Source organism: Escherichia sp. R1 (genome assembly GCF_003000935.1).
Classification (GTDB): domain Bacteria; phylum Pseudomonadota; class Gammaproteobacteria; order Enterobacterales; family Enterobacteriaceae; genus Escherichia; species Escherichia coli.
In genome coordinates, this window is sequence record NZ_PSRU01000010.1 from 154,593 (window position 1) to 173,419 (window position 18,827).

The 18,827-nt window shown below is 49.5% G+C and carries 17 protein-coding genes and 1 pseudogene; 4 read left to right on the plus strand and 14 right to left on the minus strand.

From position 1 onward, the window contains the following. Positions 1 to 4: 4 nt before the first annotated feature. The 5 genes and pseudogenes from adrA to C4F37_RS27560 all read right to left on the minus strand — a co-directional run bounded on the left by adrA (position 5) and on the right by C4F37_RS27560 (position 3,822). Positions 5 to 1,120 carry a diguanylate cyclase AdrA gene (gene adrA / locus C4F37_RS14160; RefSeq protein ID WP_000484068.1) on the minus strand — a complete coding sequence of 372 codons (1,116 nt, stop codon included), beginning with the start codon at positions 1,118 to 1,120 and terminating at the stop codon, positions 5 to 7. Positions 1,121 to 1,221: 101 nt separating this feature from the next. Continuing rightward, positions 1,222 to 1,542, minus strand: a complete 321-nt coding sequence (gene psiF, locus C4F37_RS14165) for a phosphate starvation-inducible protein PsiF (RefSeq protein WP_001295332.1) — start codon at positions 1,540 to 1,542, stop codon at positions 1,222 to 1,224. A 118-nt stretch (positions 1,543 to 1,660) separates the two neighbouring features. Further along, a complete protein-coding gene (gene phoA, locus C4F37_RS14170) occupies positions 1,661 to 3,076 on the minus strand; it encodes an alkaline phosphatase (RefSeq protein WP_001538365.1) in 1,416 nt (471 codons plus the stop codon). 100 nt (positions 3,077 to 3,176) lie between these two features. Continuing rightward, positions 3,177 to 3,437: an anti-adapter protein IraP gene (gene iraP, locus C4F37_RS14175; protein WP_000792973.1), complete on the minus strand. Its 261-nt coding sequence runs from the start codon at positions 3,435 to 3,437 to the stop codon at positions 3,177 to 3,179. Positions 3,438 to 3,618: 181 nt separating this feature from the next. Further along, positions 3,619 to 3,822, minus strand: a pseudogene (locus C4F37_RS27560) (hypothetical protein). Positions 3,823 to 3,899: 77 nt separating this feature from the next. On the opposite strand from C4F37_RS27560, the gene ddlA reads away from it, so the two are divergent. Then, positions 3,900 to 4,994, plus strand: a complete 1,095-nt coding sequence (gene ddlA, locus C4F37_RS14185; protein WP_000413685.1) for a D-alanine--D-alanine ligase — start codon at positions 3,900 to 3,902, stop codon at positions 4,992 to 4,994. Between the two features lie 23 nt (positions 4,995 to 5,017). Here ddlA and C4F37_RS14190 read toward each other — a convergent pair whose 3' ends face one another. Next, positions 5,018 to 5,230: a DUF2754 domain-containing protein gene (locus C4F37_RS14190; protein ID WP_001295334.1), complete on the minus strand. Its 213-nt coding sequence runs from the start codon at positions 5,228 to 5,230 to the stop codon at positions 5,018 to 5,020. Positions 5,231 to 5,489: 259 nt separating this feature from the next. Between C4F37_RS14190 and C4F37_RS14200 the strand changes: the two genes are divergently transcribed. Further along, positions 5,490 to 5,798 (plus strand): YaiY family protein, encoded by a 309-nt coding sequence (locus C4F37_RS14200; RefSeq protein ID WP_000763151.1) that lies wholly within the window; start codon positions 5,490 to 5,492, stop codon positions 5,796 to 5,798. Between the two features lie 58 nt (positions 5,799 to 5,856). Here the strand turns inward: C4F37_RS14200 and yaiW are convergent, their stop codons facing one another. Both yaiW and sbmA read right to left on the minus strand, forming a co-directional pair. Beyond that, positions 5,857 to 6,951 (minus strand): surface-exposed outer membrane lipoprotein YaiW, encoded by a 1,095-nt coding sequence (yaiW, locus tag C4F37_RS14205; protein WP_000092069.1) that lies wholly within the window; start codon positions 6,949 to 6,951, stop codon positions 5,857 to 5,859. A gap of 12 nt (positions 6,952 to 6,963) precedes the next feature. After that, the gene (gene sbmA / locus C4F37_RS14210; protein ID WP_001538364.1) at positions 6,964 to 8,184 is read right to left on the minus strand and encodes a peptide antibiotic transporter SbmA; all 1,221 of its coding nucleotides are present in this window, start codon (positions 8,182 to 8,184) and stop codon (positions 6,964 to 6,966) included. Positions 8,185 to 8,535: 351 nt separating this feature from the next. Here sbmA and ampH point away from each other — a divergent pair, with 351 nt between their 5' ends. After that, complete coding sequence (gene ampH, locus C4F37_RS14220; RefSeq protein WP_001538363.1) at positions 8,536 to 9,693, plus strand: D-alanyl-D-alanine-carboxypeptidase/endopeptidase AmpH; 1,158 nt, start codon at positions 8,536 to 8,538, stop codon at positions 9,691 to 9,693. On the opposite strand, the gene iprA is transcribed toward ampH, so the two are convergent. Beyond that, positions 9,694 to 10,317, minus strand: a complete 624-nt coding sequence (gene iprA / locus C4F37_RS14225; RefSeq protein ID WP_001538362.1) for a hydrogen peroxide resistance inhibitor IprA — start codon at positions 10,315 to 10,317, stop codon at positions 9,694 to 9,696. It lies immediately after the preceding gene. A gap of 85 nt (positions 10,318 to 10,402) precedes the next feature. Then, complete coding sequence (locus C4F37_RS14230; protein ID WP_000556418.1) at positions 10,403 to 13,390, minus strand: autotransporter outer membrane beta-barrel domain-containing protein; 2,988 nt, start codon at positions 13,388 to 13,390, stop codon at positions 10,403 to 10,405. Between the two features lie 525 nt (positions 13,391 to 13,915). Between C4F37_RS14230 and hemB the strand changes: the two genes are divergently transcribed. Beyond that, the gene (gene hemB, locus C4F37_RS14235) at positions 13,916 to 14,890 is read left to right on the plus strand and encodes a porphobilinogen synthase (protein WP_001295337.1); all 975 of its coding nucleotides are present in this window, start codon (positions 13,916 to 13,918) and stop codon (positions 14,888 to 14,890) included. A 39-nt stretch (positions 14,891 to 14,929) separates the two neighbouring features. On the opposite strand, the gene tauD is transcribed toward hemB, so the two are convergent. The 4 genes from tauD to tauA are packed head-to-tail and all read right to left on the minus strand — an operon-like array spanning position 14,930 to position 18,344. After that, complete coding sequence (gene tauD / locus C4F37_RS14240; protein WP_001538361.1) at positions 14,930 to 15,781, minus strand: taurine dioxygenase; 852 nt, start codon at positions 15,779 to 15,781, stop codon at positions 14,930 to 14,932. After that, positions 15,778 to 16,605, minus strand: coding sequence for a taurine ABC transporter permease TauC (gene tauC, locus C4F37_RS14245; RefSeq protein ID WP_001533001.1), 828 nt, complete (start codon positions 16,603 to 16,605; stop codon positions 15,778 to 15,780). The genes tauD and tauC overlap by 4 nt, the downstream gene beginning before the upstream one ends. Next, positions 16,602 to 17,369 carry a taurine ABC transporter ATP-binding subunit gene (gene tauB, locus C4F37_RS14250; protein ID WP_000939359.1) on the minus strand — a complete coding sequence of 256 codons (768 nt, stop codon included), beginning with the start codon at positions 17,367 to 17,369 and terminating at the stop codon, positions 16,602 to 16,604. The genes tauC and tauB overlap by 4 nt, the downstream gene beginning before the upstream one ends. 12 nt (positions 17,370 to 17,381) lie before the next feature. Continuing rightward, a complete protein-coding gene (tauA, locus tag C4F37_RS14255) occupies positions 17,382 to 18,344 on the minus strand; it encodes a taurine ABC transporter substrate-binding protein (protein WP_001356986.1) in 963 nt (320 codons plus the stop codon). Positions 18,345 to 18,827 lie beyond the last annotated feature (483 nt).

An 18,827-nucleotide genomic window follows, 5' to 3' on the forward strand; every position in this document is an offset into this window, starting at 1 on the left:
GACGTCAGGCCGCCACTTCGGTGCGGTTACGTCCGGCTTTCTTTGCCTTGTAGAGCGCCAAATCTGCCGATTTCAACCACTCGCGATAGTGACTCATTTGTGGATTCAGCGGCGCAACCCCCACACTAATCCGTAAAGTTACCTGTGGCGTATTCGGCAAGCGTAACGTGTTTAGCCCTTCATGCACCCGTAACATGGCGGTGATGGCGCTCTCTGCTGGCGTACCGGACATGATTACTGCAAACTCATCGCCGCCAAACCGACCAATCACATCGCTACCGCGTAGGGTAATTTGTAACTGTCGGGTAAGCGCCACAATCGCTTCATCACCCACATCATGGCCCCAGGTATCGTTGATGCTCTTGAAATGGTCGATATCGATAATCAGTAACGTTGCATCGCGATTATGCCGCCGACAGTTATCAAATTCATTGCGTAACATAGTTTCCCAATGACGTCGGTTATACACGCCCGTCATACCGTCGCGGGTACTCATGACCTGCAACCTGCGTTTATGTTCCGCCAGTTTAGTCGCCGTCTGGTAGCTGACCCAGCCAAACAGCAGAGGATAAATGACAATAATGGGAAGGGAGAGCCACCATTCCAGCGGTGCGCTATTGAACGACACGGTGATGCCCGTCAGCTCGAGGGTGACAAGGCAGGAGACCACCATCAACACCAGACCCGCGACAAACAGACGGGGGCCGCCTGCCCCCATCAAATTCAGACACATAATCATCAACATCGCGGTGGAAGGCAGTGCGTTTACGCCCATTACGCCTACCCACATTCCCGCTAATACTGCATCGGTTTTTAAGTTGTAAATTTCCCGGCTAAGCGGATCGACGGCCCTGCTCGCTATTTGCCAGGCTAAATGCGGCCAGACGAACGCCCAGCCGACCAACAACAGCCACCACCAGCCCGGCGACGGATGCGAAACCAGCGTTGAAGCAATCGGTAAGAACATGCCAGCCAGGCCAACCGCGCGGGGTAGTCTGACGCGACGAGCAAAGCGCAGCCCGGACCGCTGATGTTCGTTTTGAGGAGTTAAAGGAGGTTCCTCCCCATGCGCCGCCGCTTTTTTGAAAAAGTTTTCATCATTCATTATTTTTGGGAACATTCAGAAACAATTTTCCCAAATTATAGAGACGGGGCTAAAGGCAGAAGTATGAAATTTCGGGTGAGCCATTTTCGTAGCTCACCCGTTAGCACTATCAGGTATCAGGCGGCTTTCTTGAGGCAGGCACTCATAAACTTATTACGATCATCCCCTTTCAGAGATTGTTGTGTTGCTTGATTATTACATTCGCGCATCTTTTGCTGCTGTGGCGTCAAACTTTTTTCACCAGGCGCAGATTTGCTGTTCTTCAGGCAATCACTCATGTAGGTCTTACGAGCATCCCCTTTCAACGCCTGCGCCGTCGCCTGCTGATTACAAGAGGTCATACGCTGTTGTTGTGGGGTTAAGGTTCTCTCGGCAGCGCCGACGGTGGTTAAAAAAACCAGACCGAAAAGCAAGGTAACCAGTAATGTAATTTTCATCGCACCATCCCTCTTCATGTTTTAACCATGAGCGTATGCGCCCGTGATCTGTCATTAAGTCTGGTTGCTAACAGCAAAAAAACCACCCGGCAGCGAAAATTCACTGCCGGGCGCGGTTTTATTTCAGCCCCAGGGCGGCTTTCATGGTGTAGAAGAGATCGGTCTGGTCGGTCAGTCCAACAACATTGGCGGCATGCGGGCCATACGCCGCAATACGCAACTGACTGCCGGTATGTTCTTGTGAATCCTCTTCGGAGTTCCCGTAACTCATCACCATCACTGCGCCATCTTTGGTATTTAGCGCCTGGGTGAGGCCCGGAGCTTTGGTATCTGGCGCAACTATCTGGCTGGCATGGGCGTGATCAGCGGTGACTATGACCAACGTGTTACCATCCTTTTTAGCGAATTCCAGCGCCCGTTGTACGGCTTCATCGAGATCGACCGTCTCGCCAATTTGCCCACAAGGATTCGCAGCGTGATCCTGTTTATCGATTGACGCACCTTCAACTTGCAGGAAAAAGCCTTTCTCATTTCTACTCAACAATTCAATGGCTTTGTCGGTCATCTGCGCCAGGGTCGGTACACTATCATTACGTTGCGGATTAGGCGTACAGGTGACTGCGGGCTTATCTATATTACCGTGGTACGTTGCTTTCGGTCCTTGCCAGCGCACTGGCATATTGCCGTCAGCAAACAGTCCTAATAGGGGTTTTTGCTGATTCGCTTCCGTCACCGAATTCAGTGAGGCAGCATCGCTCACCAACTGATAACCACGCGCCTGTGCCTGTTCACGCAGCGTTTTTCCCTGCCATTCACCGGCGGTTGCCGTTTCAGCAAAGGTTTTTGCGCCGCCGCCAAGCGTAACATCGGCACGGGCGTTAAGCAGCTGTTCGGTAATCGATCCTTTTCCGCCTTTTTCCAGAGCGTTACCCGGACATTTTTCACTGGTCGCACTCGGACCGTAGCATTTGCGCGAGGTCACATGCGCCACCAGCGCAGCGGGCGTGGCATCCTGCAACTCTGCGGTAGAAACGTTACCGGTCGCCAGACCTGCGGCTTTTGCCATTTCCAGAATCGTTGGGTGATCTTTTTCGTGAATATCGACGCCCAGCGCGCCATTATAGGTTTTGACACCTGTTGACCAGGCGGTTGCTGATGCAGCCGAGTCGGTGACGTAGTCCGGTTTGCCGGTTTTTTTATTCAGCGCATAGTGAGTGTATTGCCCGGTAAGCGGTAAGGCATCGATACCTTTAAAAAAGCCGCCCGCACCTTCGGCATAATTGCGTGCGGCAGTAATTTCCGAGTCCCCCATCCCATCGCCAATCAGCAAAATAATATTTTTTGCAGGTTTATCGCTAAGAGAATCACGCAGAGCGGCGGTCTGATCACCCGTTAAGCGGCGAGCACCGCCGGGTGCAGTAATATCGCCCTGAGCTGCCCGGTTTTCCAGAACAGGCATTTCTGGTGTCCGGGCTTTTGTCACAGGGGTAAACAGTAACGGTAAGAGTGCCAGTGCAATAGTGCTTTGTTTCACTTTATTTTCTCCATGTACAAATACATTAAAAAATAAAAACAAAGCGACTATAAGTCTCGGCCGTGACAACTTTATGACAGCTGTTGAAAAGATTAACTTTTTACTGACGAGGATGCCTCAATAACTTCTTTACGTAATCGCGCAGCAGCTCCGTATCGTCGTCAGGAATGCTGGCATCGGGCTTTACCTCGTACAGCGCCCCCTCTACCTGATCAATCAACCGCTGTTGATCATTTTGCGCCATATTGCGAAGCATTGCCGTGACGATAATCTCCAAAGCTTCTACCTGCGCGCACAGTTCTTTCGACTCTTCTTCTTTTTGGGCAAGCTTAAATAACAACTCAGCAATGAGATTTTTCATGTCTGTATTTCCTTATCCAAAGTATGGAGAAGTTAACATTATGTTTCACAACTTCATAGTGTCTGGAAGTATTATTTTTATGACAAAGGAAATACTTTGCGCAAATATTTTTTGTTTGATTACCAGCGAAACGTTTCTCTTATTTAAATAATTACCCACATAAAATATAGGTCTTTAATTATCAACCTTTATTATAAATAAAAGTTATGAAATATATTCTCTTCGTTATCTTATAATTAAGAGAAAAAAACTCACCACATGGTCATTTAAGCCAGGAATAAATTAGCTTCCCGTTCATCATTTTTGTGATCTTGCACACATCTTTGAGATAACGCACTTTCTTCACCAGTACGTTGCTCGCTTTGTCAGCAGAAGATTGCAACATTCTGTCAGAAGGCCGCGAATCCCCCGTTTTGTCGTGGTAATGTATGCACTTTGTGTTAGACGGGATAGGTTTTTAAGATGGAAAAACTGCGGGTAGGAATCGTTTTTGGTGGTAAATCAGCGGAACATGAAGTGTCTCTGCAATCGGCAAAAAACATTGTCGATGCCATTGATAAAAGTCGCTTCGATGTTGTGCTGCTGGGCATTGATAAACAAGGGCAATGGCACGTCAGCGATGCCAGCAATTATCTGCTAAATGCAGACGATCCTGCCCATATTGCGTTGCGCCCTTCGGCGACCAGCCTTGCGCAGGTGCCAGGTAAACATGAGCATCAGCTTATTGACGCACAAAACGGTCAGCCGTTGCCGACGGTGGATGTCATTTTCCCGATTGTCCACGGTACGCTGGGCGAAGATGGTTCCTTGCAGGGAATGCTGCGGGTCGCCAATTTACCGTTTGTAGGTTCTGATGTTCTGGCTTCAGCGGCCTGTATGGATAAAGATGTCACCAAACGTCTGCTGCGCGATGCCGGGCTGAACATTGCGCCATTTATTACCCTGACGCGCGCTAATCGTCACAACATCAGTTTTGCCGAAGTGGAGTCTAAACTGGGGTTACCGCTGTTTGTAAAACCGGCTAATCAGGGCTCTTCTGTTGGTGTCAGCAAAGTAACCAGTGAAGAACAGTACACAATTGCCGTCGATCTGGCGTTCGAGTTCGATCATAAAGTGATCGTTGAGCAAGGGATCAAAGGTCGTGAAATCGAATGCGCAGTTCTTGGCAACGATAACCCGCAAGCAAGCACCTGTGGCGAGATCGTACTCACCAGCGATTTCTATGCCTACGACACCAAGTACATTGACGAAGATGGCGCGAAAGTGGTAGTTCCGGCAGCCATTGCGCCAGAAATCAACGATAAGATCCGGGCGATTGCCGTTCAGGCTTATCAGACGTTGGGATGCGCAGGCATGGCGCGTGTAGACGTGTTTTTAACCCCAGAGAACGAAGTGGTGATCAACGAGATCAACACCCTGCCTGGCTTCACCAACATCAGTATGTATCCGAAGCTGTGGCAAGCCAGTGGTCTGGGTTACACCGACCTGATCACGCGTTTGATTGAGCTGGCGCTGGAGCGTCACGCTGCGGATAACGCACTGAAAACCACAATGTAATATTCAAACGCCCGGTAATATTCTTATTGGGCGTTTTCAGTTTCTTCATCGCGACGACGAATAATCAACCCCGCCAGCCAGAAACTAATCACCCATGTCACCAGACCGACGGCATAGGTCTGCCAACCTTTTGCTTCAAATCCCAGTAACCCCACCACGCCATTAAGAATGAATATAAGGCCAATGGCGAACGCATAGTAGTGCCAGTCACGGCGGATTTTTACAGGCAGATTCATGGCAGCTCCGTTAACGCAAAACAACATCCTTGCATATTCTGTAACAACTGTCTGTGGTGTAGACAACACTTTCGCAATTGTTAATAAATTTAACTTAAGGTTGCTATTTTGTGACTCACAACGAAGATTCACGCTTCGGGAATATTCCCAACATCAATTTACCATGATTCTGATATTGACAATCTAAATGACCTGTCAGACTTGCCATAAGCCGCTGGTATCACACCAGAAGAGAAGCAGATGACTTCCGGAGGTTTTTATGGCTGATTTCACCCTGTCAAAATCGCTGTTTAGCGGAAAATATCGCAATGCCTCTTCAACGCCTGGCAATATTGCCTATGCGTTGTTTGTGCTGTTTTGCTTTTGGGCTGGGGCACAATTGCTGAACCTGCTAGTGCATGCGCCCGGCGTCTATGAGCGTTTAATGCAGGTCCAGGAAACAGGTCGCCCACGGGTGGAAATTGGTTTAGGTGTCGGCACCATTTTTGGGCTGATCCCGTTTTTAGTAGGCTGCCTCATTTTTGCAGTAGTGGCGCTATGGCTGCACTGGCGACATCGCCGCCAGTAAGATTTACGTTGCCAGATGCGGCCTAAAACGCCTTATCTGGCGTGACATTCCTGTTTGATCACTGTTTCATACAACGCGCCCGCCGTTCGTCTACGCGCTTCGCAAACCAGGCCGTAGTCAGATTGCGGGTGATTTTCGGGCTTTCCAGTTGAATGCCAGGCAACATTTCGCGGGGTAGTGATTTACCGGTTTTCGCTTCGGCAAGTTGATAAACTTTCTTGTACAGCGCCGTCTCCTCAAAAGAGAAGCTGTCCCCTTTCTCTAACTGACGGCGAATTTCGCTGTCGCTCATCCCCAGTTTTCCCGCCAGTTTGCGCGTTGCCAGTTCGGTTTTCCCGGGCTCTTTACTGTCGTAACGAATTAAATCACCGTCCAGTGCCAGCTTCACGCCGCTGGCCTTACTGACCGCGTTCTGAAACGCGGCATTACGGCTGGCGTACCAGCCAGCGTTAAAATCAGCAAAACGGTATATCGGCGCGCTATAGCTAGCGGGATAATTCAGTAAATGGTAAGTACCAAACCACAACCCGCCGCGGCGACTGAAGACTTCCTGACGGACTGTACCGTCCATTTTCCACGGATACCCTTTGGTATGCTGTTCGGCAAAAGCAATACTGACCTGCATCGGCCCACCGGTGCGCACCGGATTGAGCGAACCAAACAGTGTCTGCCCCATTGGCACCATGCTGATCAGATCGTCAAAAATCGCGCTCAATTGCTTTTCTGTACGCACCGAATCTAACCGTTCGCTATAGCTTTTGCCGTTTGGCGATTTGATTTTTAGCGCGGTATGCACCAGAAAAGCAGGAATGTGCATCCGTTCAGCACGACGGTCAATCTCTTGCCAGGCGATCTTGCTTAAGCCCGGAACGGCCGGATCTGCCTGATAATTTGACTCCTGCTGCGCCACCGCCAGCACCGAGCAGACGTTTTCCAGCGTCGGTGCCAGCCCCTGACTTTCAAAGGTGGTGGCGAGATCTTTCGCCCAGGCATCGCGGTCTTTCACGCTCGCAGGCATCTTCTGCCGCACGACGCTCGCCACATCTATCGCTTTTTCGCCCTTTTTCAACGGTTGCGGAGCCTGACTACTACACCCCGCTAAAACCAGAACCGCCAACAATGACAGCGAAGATAGAGGATTGACGCGCGACATTACTTCTCCTTTTTAGCTCAAGGTATGGGTTACTTCCTGAATTTTGTCACCATCCAGCTCATGTTCAAAGCTGCGCAGACGTTTGTAGATAGACATCAACTCAACCAGTGTGGTCCATGAGTTAATCAGGTACTGGAAAGCACCGCGAACCTGACCAAAAACGTTAGTAATCTGCGTCATCAGGCCGAGTGTAATCGTACCGGCAACAATTGACGGAAACAGCAAGAACAAACCGAAAACCTTATCGACCTGCAAATAGAGAATGCGGGCGATATTGAAATACATATAGTGAAAATAGAGGCGGAAATAGTTTTTCCGTACGGCGCTAAAAAGCTCGCGTACCGTAGGCGGCGTCGCGCGCGTGGCATCGTCTTCACCATAAACCAGCTCTTTACGGTAGGCAGCCTCTACACGCTGGTTTTTAAACTCCAGCCCCGGCAGTTTGATCCCTACCACTGCCAGTAATCCGGTCCCCATCAGCGACCAGACGATAGCGGCAATCACCAGACCATACGGAATGTGCCCGACAATCGGCAGCTCCGGCACATGTGCGGAGAGCGTTACCAGCACCGGCAGGAAGGCGATCAACGTCATGATAGCGTTGATAAAGCTGACGCCCATATTCTCCAGCGTTGAAGCAAAACGCATGGTGTCTTCCTGCACACGCTGCGCGGCCCCTTCGATATGACGCAGTTGTTGCCAGTTCGCCATGTAATATTCGTTCATCGCCGTACGCCAGCGGAACACGTAGTGACTGACAAAGAAGTTGTTCAGCACACTGATCACCACCGCGATCAGCGCAATCCCCAGAAAGACGCCCACTTCGCGGTAAAATTGTTCGATGGTGACTTTATGCGGCGAACTTAGCGCCGTTTGAATCAGATCATAGAACGGCGCATACCAGGCGTTGACGGCAACCCCGACTTCCACCAAAAACCAGGTGACGAAGATAATCAGCGCAGTACCGAGTATTGACCAGTATTGCCAACGGTGCGGGCTATAGATAAACCAGAACAATGCAAAAAGTCCTACGCAAACAATGTAGTAAGCGTAAAAAATCAGGAAATCCAACGACCAGAAACGCGCGGCGCTAATCGGGATCTGCCCGGAAGCGCCGGTGATACGCGCCACCCAATCACCCCCACCGGCTTGCCAGAAGATAACGGCAATCAATGCCCAAACAAAGGCCGAGAGAAAAAACGTTCCCGGCTTTGGGAAAAAAGACTTAAACATATGCACTCCTGCTAACTTCTTATCGTTTTAACAACTGCTGTGTATTAACCGCATGACCGCTACAAAGCGTCAGCCAAATGAAACCGCCCATTGTGACCCATAGCAAGGCGCTTAGTTCGCCAGCCTGACCATAAGAATTGTTTCGACGGGTTTCACAAACCAAAGATTGTTTACATAAGCGGATTAACACGCGCAGGATCACAAATGCAGGCATTGGTGAGCAGGAAAAAGATCGTGTTTACGCGCCGTTACGTTTTTAACACTATTATTGCACTAATTCGCCCTTTGCAATCCATCAATGAGTAGTATAAATACGCTCAGTTACCTTCATTCAATCTATGGACACCACCGTTGAAACGTAGTCTGCTTTTTTCTGCCGTGCTGTATGCGGCGTCATTGACCTCCGTCCATGCGGCGCAGCCGATCACTGAACCGGAGTTTGCCTCTGATATTGTCGATCGTTATGCCGATCATATTTTTTACGGCAGCGGTGCCACGGGGATGGCGCTGGTTGTTATCGACGGTAACCAGCGCGTCTTTCGCAGTTATGGCGAAACGCGACCTGGTAATAACGTTCGCCCGCAGCTGGATTCCGTCATACGTATTGCTTCCCTCACCAAGTTAATGACCAGTGAGATGCTGGTGAAATTGCTCGACCAGGGGACCGTGAAGTTAAACGATCCGCTAAGTAAATATGCTCCACCAGGCACACGTGTACCGACCTACAATGGGACGCCCATTACGCTGGTGAATCTGGCAACCCATACCAGCGCCCTGCCCCGTGAACAGCCCGGTGGCGCGGCACATCGTCCGGTCTTTGTCTGGCCAACGCGCGAGCAACGCTGGAAATACCTTTCCACTGCCAAACTAAAAGCCGCGCCGGGCAGCCAGGCCGCGTACTCCAACCTCGCATTCGATCTGCTGGCAGATGCACTGGCGAATGCGTCCGGCAAGCCTTATACCCAGTTGTTTGAAGAGCAGATTACCCGTCCGTTGGGGATGAAAGACACCACCTACACCCCCTCACCGGATCAGTGCCGCCGTTTAATGGTTGCTGAGCGCGGTGCCAGTCCGTGCAATAACACGCTGGCGGCAATTGGCAGCGGCGGCGTCTATTCCACGCCAGGCGATATGATGCGCTGGATGCAGCAGTATTTGTCATCTGATTTTTATCAGCGCAGTAACCAGGCTGATCGCATGCAGACGTTGATTTATCAGCGCGCGCAGTTTACAAAAGTGATTGGCATGGATGTCCCCGGCAAAGCGGATGCGCTTGGTTTAGGCTGGGTATATATGGCCCCGAAAGAGGGTCGTCCGGGGATTATTCAGAAGACAGGTGGTGGTGGCGGTTTCATTACCTATATGGCGATGATCCCGCAGAAGAATATTGGCGCGTTTGTGGTGGTCACTCGTTCGCCGTTGACGCGCTTTAAAAATATGAGCGATGGCATCAATGACCTGGTGACCGAGCTAAGCGGGAATAAACCGTTGGTTATCCCCGCATCCTGATTAATACTCTGAAGGCAAACGGTTGATAGCGACCAGTTTGCCTTTATTCATTTCGATATAGCCGCCTTTACGCAAAGCAGCGAGAACTTCCGCAACGACAGAACGCGATATACGTGTACGTTGATGGATATAATTCATCACGCCAATACGTGATCGCAATTCTTCATTCCAGTCAATCATTGATAATAACGTCGCGCGGATTTGTTCGTAGGAATTATGCCCAATGAGCTGAACGTCGCGTAATTCCAGAATTCTATTTTGCCAGGCTAACCAGTAAAAAGCGTCTCGCCAGAGTTGATTTTGTTCAATAAGAGTAATGGTTTGTTTGGCTGGCAAATGATATCCCGTACAGTTTCCTTCTGATATTAATTTGTATGGTATATCGTTTTTCATTAAACCATCAGCCAGCCCCATAATATAAGGAGCCTGTGTAATACCGATAAGTACGTTTTCTTCTCTACACAAAGAGATAACGCCCTCTAAAATAACGAAAGTATCTTCGCTATTGACATCACTGGAAAATATAACTTGCTTTTCATTATTAAACTCGAAGCGCGTACCGTTTCTGGACAAACATTTATCGAGCTTACCAAATTCCTGAAGAGGTTTAACTACAGATAACATTTGCGCGTCCTTTGCAGTAATGCCCGTCAAATCCTTGACGGGCATTATTTAGATTAAATTACCTATTTCTTCGGAGTGAAGAATATTACCAGGTATATTTAACACCCACATTCGCGGACCAGTCTTGATCTACGTCACCACCACCGAGGTAGTTAGCATCGGTATAGGCGCTGAAGTTCTTGGTGAAGCTGAACTGAGTACCCAGACCAACACGTACCGCAGACCCTTCAGTACCGTTATCGATGGAATCACCGTTCACATCGTTATCGTTGTTAGAGTCGTCGTAGACGTAAGCCAGTTTGAAGTACGGAGTCAGAGCCTGGTCTTCGCTGTAGGTGAAGGTATAACCTGCATCTACACCCAGTTCATAACGCATGCTGTCGTAAGACTGACCATCAACTTTCATGTCGTTGCTCAGCTGGTAATCATCACCAGACTGGAACAGACCAGAAACGCTGCCGTAAGGAGTCACGTAACCTGCATCACCCAGTTTGAAGTCGTAACCGGCTTTCAAACCAAAGCCCCAAGCGTCGGAGTTGGTGCTGCCGTCAACGTAAGTACCGTTGCTCATGGTTGCAGACAGGTCGTTGTTGAAGTGAGAGTAGCTCAAGCTACCGTCAACAAAGACGTTGTTCGCGAAGTGAGCAGAAGAGTAGATGTAGGCAGTCTGGCTGTCTTGATCCACCTGACCAGAACGGTCATTCATATCACCTTTAGCGAAGCCTGCAGCCGCACCGACGATCCACTTAGCGTTGTTACCGTCAATTTTGGTATCAACACCGACCATGATGCCGTTAACATCCTGATCATAGTTGATGGTGCCGTTGTCGCCGTTGAAGTTACCACCGAAGTAGCTTACCCATGCGCCGCCGTTATCAGCCAGACCATGACGAGAGTTGGTCAGACGAGTACCAACGGTGTCTTGTTCCAGGTTCCAGATATTGGTGTTCGCAGACGGGATGCTCAGCGCCATGTTAGCGTAGTCGGTCAGCTCCATCTGTTGCAGAACAACGGTGTTACCACGCTGCTCAGCCTGATAGGTGTATGCACCCAGGTCAGCTTTGTTAGCAGCAGAGAAGGTCGCGTTGCTGTTGACGTCGTTTACATAGATAATTTCTTTATCTTTGTAATCAGCGATTGCGCCAGCGCCAGTTGCGTTGTCGATACGAACTTTGTAGTTACCGGTTGCCGCAACAACGTTGTCTACAGAACTGTTATCCAGTTCAGTACCGTTGTCTACGTCGCCGTTACCGTTGATAGTCAGATGACCATCAGAGTTCATAGCAACAACACCGTAGCCGTAGTTAGCCTGAGCGGTATCCCAAGTACGGTCGTTCACCAGGTCAGCGTTCAGAACATAATCGCTGCTGTTGATATCGAACACACCAGAAACTACATTGCCGTTGTGGTCAGCGATGTTGCCGCTAGTCAGTTCCAGTTTGTCAGTACGGAAAGCTTCAGTATCAAACTGATCAACGTTCACATCCAGTACACCACCGTTAGTTACGGTGATGGTATTGGCATACAGGTTAGAATAGTTATTCCAGCCAGTAGATTCGGTTAAATTAACGGTACTGTAGCTATCAACAGTCAGGTGGTCTGTAGCAACCAAACCATCTTCACCAATATTCAGTGAGGAGCCGTTGGTTAAACCAATGGTATCTGAGACCAGAGAGGAATCAGTAACATTTACCTGAGAGCCATTATTTACAGCTAATGTATCAATTACTGAACTATTAACGGTATTCCATTCTGAACCATTGTTCAGTGCTACGTTAAATACGCCGCTCTGGAATACCTTGTTGTCAATAATACGACCCCAATCGTTAGCTTCGATAGTGGCACCAGGGGTCAGGCTGTTCGGCGCAACATCATACATATCTGCCGGAGCAATTACTTCAGCACTCATGTTTGCTGAGCCAACCCACTTACTACCGTTGTTCAGAGTAATGTTCAGTTCATCAACGTTCTGAGCATCATCTACCCAACCACCGTTGGTATCAAGGACACCGTCACCATTGCTGTCATGGCCGGTTGAATAGAAGAATACGCCATCGTTATTCCAGTGGCTTGTGAACTCGACATCACCCAACAGGGTTGAATGGTCAAAGTTTACATTGTTTTTCATGGAATAATTTGAGCCAGCATTGTCAGAGAATGACAGAGCTACGTCATTTTCGCCACCATTACCAGCGTAATCACTTGGTTCAGCAGATTTACCGAAGAAGCCATTGCTTTCTTCCAGCGGAGTCTGTGACCCTGAAGTTACAGTGGAGTTAGACACATTAATGTTGTTGTCCCACTGATGATATTCGCTAGTATAAGTCGTGTTGCTTGTATTGCCTTCAGACAGCGCAATACCAGCTACACGGGAGTTGTTAGTAATATTGATATTGCTTTCAACATCAAGATTTACTGCAACACCCAGAGCGGTATAGAACGTTTCATTGGTTGACTTAGATTTATCACCATCAAGATATGTGTCAGTGAAGTAAAGAGCTTCATAGTCATCATCAATGGTGGAATTGGATACGTTCAGAGTGAATACGTCACCATCGTACCAATTGTAGTCAAGGTCAGTAGTGATTCCGTTATAGAAATTATAGCCATTATAGGTCTGTGGAGTTACAACTTCACCTTTAGCATTAACTTCTGCAGGAGTAATGCTGTAATAACCAAATGGCAGTTCAGAGGTGATTGCCCCATGAATTACTGAATTGCTGATATCTACCTGGTTAACAGAACCGCTAGCGTAATCATGATTCAAGTAATAAGTAGAAATGGTACCGTTAACGGTATCGCCTTTAAAGACGGTATCGAAATCGCCATTGGCATTGTTATAGTAAACAAAACCATTGTAAGTTACGTAGTTACCGTCTGAACCCATCGGGTCCATGCCGCCAGCATCGGCAATTCCATCATTGTCAGTGTCATACGGCCAAACTAAATCGGTCGTGGTGTTGTCATGATACCCCCAGGTATCATAGTTTGCTGCATTAGCCTGAGAGGTGATAGCCAGAGTGCAAGCCAATGCTAATTGTGATACTACAAGTTTCTTTTTCCAGGAGTGCATTTGTCATCCCTCCTCAGGGACGTAATAAGTTGATCCATCAATTATCAATGCATAGAAAACATATTATGTTTCGCGTTTACGATTATGCGGCGTTATAGAGGAATGGTTCAATTATTCTTTCCCCTAAGTCCGATTGCGGACATATATAAAGCACGTGAACACACACAAAGAAAGAAATAACAAAAACACAATATTTCAATACGTTAATGAAAGCGTTAATTTTAAAACATAGACCATGAAAATATAAAACAACAAAAACAGACAAATAATGTATCAATAAGCAATGAACTTTAAGCTATTCACTTTTTGGAAACGTCACCAAATCCCCAAAAACAATAATCTATGGCTATAAATAAAAATTAAAAATATTTTCAGTGAATATGAAATTATTGCTATTTCTATTACAAAGATGTCCTGACCTCTTTTTCATTCTCTTTTTGTCAACATCGCGACAACTTTCGTAAAACACACCCAGCCTGCTTCAGGTATACTATGCTCCTCGATTCCACAAACATCAGGCAGACCATGACAGATTTAATCCAACGCCCTCGTCGCCTGCGCAAATCTCCTGCGCTGCGCGCTATGTTTGAAGAGACAACACTTAGCCTTAACGACCTGGTGTTGCCGATCTTTGTTGAAGAAGAAATTGACGACTACAAAGCCGTTGAAGCCATGCCAGGCGTGATGCGCATTCCAGAGAAACATCTGGCACGCGAAATTGAACGCATCGCCAACGCCGGTATTCGTTCCGTGATGACTTTCGGCATCTCTCACCATACCGATGAAACCGGCAGCGATGCCTGGCGGGAAGATGGACTGGTGGCGCGTATGTCGCGCATCTGCAAGCAGACCGTGCCAGAAATGATCGTTATGTCAGACACCTGCTTCTGTGAATACACATCTCACGGTCACTGCGGTGTTCTGTGCGAGCATGGCGTCGACAACGACGCGACTCTGGAAAATTTAGGCAAGCAAGCTGTGGTTGCAGCTGCTGCAGGCGCAGACTTCATCGCCCCTTCTGCCGCGATGGATGGTCAGGTACAGGCGATTCGCCAGGCGCTGGACGCTGCGGGCTTTAAAGATACAGCGATTATGTCGTATTCGACCAAGTTCGCCTCCTCCTTTTATGGCCCGTTCCGTGAAGCTGCCGGAAGCGCATTAAAAGGCGACCGCAAAAGCTATCAGATGAACCCAATGAACCGTCGTGAGGCGATTCGTGAGTCACTGCTGGATGAAGCCCAGGGCGCAGACTGCCTGATGGTTAAACCTGCCGGAGCATACCTCGACATCGTGCGTGAGCTGCGTGAACGTACTGAATTGCCGATTGGCGCGTATCAGGTGAGCGGTGAGTACGCGATGATTAAGTTCGCCGCGCTGGCGGGTGCTATAGATGAAGAGAAAGTCGTGCTCGAAAGCTTAGGTTCGATTAAGCGTGCGGGTGCGGATCTGATTTTCAGCTACTTTGCGCTGGATTTGGCTGAGAAGAAGATTCTGCGTTAATGATCATTATGCCGGGTTATCCAACCCGGCATTTCCCCCTTACCCCGCCCGATAAAACGGAATATCCCCAAGAATCGTCGCCCGATGCATAATCCGCCGCTGTGGCAGGTAATCCGCATTGGCATAGTGCTGAGTCACGCGGTTATCCCAAATCGCAATATCATTCGGTTGCCAGCGCCAGCGCACCTGAAACTCCGGTTTAGTGATATGGGCAAACAAAAAACCTAACAAGGCTTCGCTCTCTTTCTCGCTGACATCAACAATTCGTGTGGTAAAACCTTCGTTCACAAACAGCGCCTGTTTACCGGTCACCGGATGCGTTCGCACCACCGGATGTAGCAACGGTGGATTTTTCGCGACCGCCTCACGCCAGCGTTGATGCTCAGCCTCGGTTTTGCGGTACTTGTATTCCGGGAACGATTTACGGAAATCATGCTCCGCACGCAACCCGCTCAACAGCTGGCGGAAGGGAACAGAGAGCGCCTCATATGCGGCAATACCACTGGCCCAGAGCGTATCGCCGCCGGTCGAGGGTAACTCTTTCGCAGCCAGAATCGCCCCTGCGGGTGGCGTTTGAATAAATGTCACATCGGTGTGCCAGTTGTCGTTATCCGGCGGATTATCGTTATGGGTATCCAGGACGATGATCTCGTCAACCCCTTCAGCATGAGGGTAAACAGGGTGAATATGCAGCTCGCCAAAACGATGGGCCAGCGCGCGTTGCTGCTGCGGCGTAATAGCTTGATCGCGCAGAAACACCACCTGATGGCGCAGCACCGCATGGTAAAGCTGTTCAAACTGATTATCGCTTAACGGGCGCGTTAAGTCGGCCCCCGTAATTTGTGCGCCAATATACGGCCCCAGCGGGGTAATGCTCAGACGTTCACTCATTGTACTTCTCCATGCCAGGGCGTCAGGCGGCGCTGTAACGCGCGCAGACCCAGTTCTAAAAGAAAGGCGATAATCGCAATCACCGCGATCCCCGCCAGCACCACGTCAGTCGCGAGAAATTCACCCGCTGACTGAACCATAAATCCTAAACCGCGCGTTGCGGCAATCAGCTCCGCCGCCACCAGCGTAGACCAGCCCACACCCAGACCAATGCGTAATCCGGTGAGGATTTCCGGCAGCGCGCCGGGCAAAATGACAAACCACAGCACCTGCGCACGGCTGGCACCCAGCGACTGGGCGGCACGAATGCGAACCTGCTGCGCGCTTTTCACCCCCGCCAGCGCCGACATCGCCACCGGCGCAAAAATCGCTAGATAGATCAGTAAGATCTTCGATGTTTCGCCAATACCAAACCAAATCACCATCAGCGGCAAATAAGCCAGCGGCGGCACCGGACGATAAAGCTCGATTATCGGATCCAGAATGCCGCGCACCGTCGGGCTTAGCCCCATGGCGATCCCGACCGGAATACCGATCAACACCGCCGCGAGTAGCGCCAGCAAAATGCGCGTCAGGCTGGCTGCCAGATGCTGCCACAGCGTGGCGTCCATAAATCCCTGCGGCCCGGCAATGGTGAGCAGTTTTGCCAGTACCTGTTGCGGTGGCGGCAAAAACAGCGGGCTAATCAGTTGCAGCGCCGCGACTACCCACCATACAGTGAGTAAAATCGCTAACGTGCCAATGCTTAAGGTCACCTGACGCGAGAGCGGCCAGCGCCATTTCAGCCGATGCGAATGCAGTTTTTCATTAATGAGCACACTCATGAGAACGCCTCCCGTTGCTCAAATACGCGGCTTAAAACATATTCGCGCATGGCGATGAATTGTGGATCGGACTTGATGCTGCGGCTCGACTCTCCCGCAACAAAGCGGCGGGCGAAGTTGAGCGGCAGCCGCTCCAGCACGCGGCCTGGGCCGGGTGAAAGCAGAACCAGTTCAGTCGCCATAAACACCGCTTCTTCTATATCGTGGGTAATCAACAGCACCTGCTTTCCCGTCTCCTGCCAAAGTTTCAGCAGCAGGGTTTGCATCTGGTCGCGGGTGAAGGCGTCCAGCGCACCAAACGGTTCGTCGAGTAATAACAGCTGGGGATTTGCCGCCAACGCGCGGGCAATCCCCACCCGCTGACGTTGACCACCGGAAAGCTGCCAGATGTAGCGTTTTTCTGCGCCTTCCAGCCCGACTTTTTTCACCATCTGGTGTGCGATTTCCAGTCGCTGCATTTTCTCTACACCTGCCAGTTGCAGGCCGAACGCCACGTTGTCCTGTACATTGCGCCACGGTAACAGCCCTTCATTCTGAAAAACTACGCCACGCTCTGCTCCCGGTCCCTGAATACCCTTACCCGCCAGTTGAATGCTGCCATGCTGATAAGGCACAAAACCAGCAATCAAATTCAGCAACGTAGTTTTGCCGCAGCCAGACGGCCCCAGAACTACCAGAAGCTCGCCGCTTTCCAGCGTCAGGTTGATATCTTCCAGTGCCGGTTTGCCGCCATAATCGGCGTAAAGATGAGAAATTTGCAGCATCTGCGCCTCCTTTTATTGCACGAAGCGCGAGGTAACGTACTGGCTGTAATCATTCGCTACAGCCGGGACTTTGCCCTGCTCTTTCAAAAACTGCGCGGTGTCGATGATCGCTTTGTTCACCGGTCCGGTCAGTTCTGCCGTTTGCTGCTGCGGCGTCAGATAGGTATTCCCCTTCACCAGCCCCGGAATGTCACCTTCCGGCACGCCGCTTAACCGCGCCAGTTTGCTGATGTTTTCCGGCTGTTTCAGCCACGCGTCTGGGTTAGCAATGTACGGTTGCTGAGCATCGATGGCGCTTTTAGCGAACGCTTTCACGACCTCAGGATGTTTCTCGGCAAAATCTTTCCGCACGACCCAGACGTCCAGTGTCGGCGCGCCCCACTGCCCGACCTGTTCAGAATCGGTCAGCACCTTGCCATCTTTTTCCAGGGCGTTAACCGCCGGTGCCCAGACATAAGCACCATCAATATCTCCCCGCTGCCATGCGGCGATAATCGCGGGCGGCTGCAGGTTCACAATCTCAACTTGCCCAGGTTTAATACCCCAGTGTTTCAGCGCCGCCAGCAGGCTGTAGTGGGTGGTGGAGATAAACGGTACGGCGATGCGTTTACCAATCAAGTCTTCCGGTTTACTGATAGTTTTCTTTACCACCAGCGCTTCGGAGTTACCCAGTTTTGACGCCAGCAAGAAGACTTCAATCGGCACCTGTTGGCTGGTTGCAACCGCTAACGGGCTGGAACCGAGGTTGCCGATTTGCACGTCGCCCGAAGCCAGCGCCCGCACGATGCTGGCTCCGCTGTCAAACTTACGCCAGTCCACGGTTGCTCCGCTTTCTTTAGCAAAGGTGTTGTCGGCCTGAGCCACTTTCGCCGGTTCGGCGGAGGTTTGATACGCCACGGTGACGTTCACCGCCTGCGCCTGAAAAGCGATGAATGCCAGTGCGGCAAGAAGTGTGTTACGCGATGAAATTGCCATGATTGTCTGCTCCCCCGTCTTGTTATGGGAGCAGTATTCAGGAATAAAAACATTCATTAAAAGAATTAGTCGTTATCGTACAGATGATTTTATTCTTAGCAAAAAAGCGGCAAAGGAAAGATTAAATATGCAATTACGCCCACTCTGATAACTCAGTAAATTACTGCACTTCATTTTATTAATGCATAAACAAGCAGGTTCTAATGTCTGTTATTTTATTAACAGCAACACATATAATGAAACCATTATATTCACATTGCATATATAAATGTATCATTCTCAATCAACCACATAATGTATTCACATAATGTATATAATCAATATTTGTGCATAGAACATATTTTTAATATGCAATTAATTGACAAACTAAATCACATTTAAATACAATATATAAAACAAAATAACCATACAAACCAAACACACAAACACTTAACATATGAACTACATAAAAGATTACACACTCTTATCCCCGTACCTGACAGC